General features: G+C 29.2%; 1 protein-coding gene. It reads right to left on the bottom strand.

Going from position 1 to position 1,336, the window contains the following annotated elements; all coding sequences use genetic code 11:
* Positions 1-62: 62 nt before the first annotated feature.
* Entirely contained in the window at positions 63-1,283 is a 1,221-nt protein-coding gene (locus AC5LG6_RS11230) for an IS256 family transposase (RefSeq protein WP_498586651.1), read from the bottom strand.
* Positions 1,284-1,336 lie beyond the last annotated feature (53 nt).

Here is a 1,336-nt window from a genome sequence, read left to right as displayed (position 1 = left end):
GAGACCGTTAAATATTTCGTGTCAAAGTAATTCTGATAGGAGAAATCCTATCACACCAGAACTTAAATTTTAAGTTCACTATCTAATCTTCCTTCAAAAAATATTGCCAGTTGTGAAAGAGTTAAACTCCAATTCCAAACTGGCATTGTCCATTTTTTCTCAGCATTTTTTATTCCCATAAACAGTAATTTTAAAAGTGAATTTTCATTTGGAAATGCACCTTTAGTTTTAGTCAATTTTCTAAATTGTCTATGTACTGATTCAATAATATTTGTAGTATAAATTACTTTTCTAATCTCTTTAGGGTATTTAAAATAAACAGATAAATTTTCCCATTTATTATTCCAAGATTGTAAAACTATAGGATATTTTTTACCCCATTTTTCTTCAAGTTTAAGTAGTTCATCTTCGGCTAAATCTTTTGTACTTGCTTCATAGACTAATCTTAAATCTTTCATAAACTCTTTTTGATCTTTAGAAGCTACATATCTTAAAGAGTTTCTTATTTGATGAATAATACAAAGTTGCACTTCAGTTTTAGGAAATATTGTTTTAATTGCTTCTGGAAATCCTTTTAACCCATCAACAGATGCTATTAGTATATCTTGTAATCCTCTATTATTTAAATCTGTAAGTACACTAAGCCAGAAGTTTGCTCCTTCACTTTCTGATAGATAAAGTCCTAAAATCTCTTTTCTACCTTCCATATTTACACCAAGTACTGTATAAACAGCTTTATTTACATATTTACCACCATCTTTGATTTTATAGTGTATTGCATCAAGCCATACAAATGGATAAATAGTTTCAAGAGGTCTTGCTTGCCACTGTTTTACTTTATCAATTATTTTATCTGTAATTGCACTGATTGTTGCTGTTGAAATTGATACTTGATATATCTCTTCTATATGTGATGATATATCTACATAACTCATCCCTAAGCCATACATTGAAACTATCTTCTCTTCTATTTCATCACTAATTGTTGTTTGATGCTTTTTTACTATTTGAGGCTCAAACGTTCCATTTCTATCTCTTGGTGTTTCAAGTAAAAAACTTCCATCTGAAGTTCCTTTTATAGTTTTAGTATTAAAGCCATTTCTTCTATTTACTTTACCATTTAAAACATCATTAGCAATATGTGATTCAACTTCTGCTTCTAATGCAGCTTCTGTTAGTTGTTTTATTAGTGGTGCTAAAAGTCCATCTTTACCTGTTAGTCTTTTACCACTTCTAAATTCTTTCAATATTTCATTGAAATCAAAGTTTATCTCTTGTTCCATTGTCAATCCTTGATATTATTTTATCAGATTGACACGGAATTTCTAACACTCCC

The sequence above is a fragment of the Arcobacter thermotolerans genome, from assembly GCF_983172305.1.
The sequence above is the reverse complement of the archived record's forward strand: the minus strand, read 5'-3'. Positions and strand labels throughout refer to the sequence as shown.

Coding starts and splice junctions, on each gene's coding strand:
- AC5LG6_RS11230 (WP_498586651.1), bottom strand. CDS start 1,283: ATGGAACAAGAGATAAACTTTGATTTCAATGAAATATTGAAAGAATTT.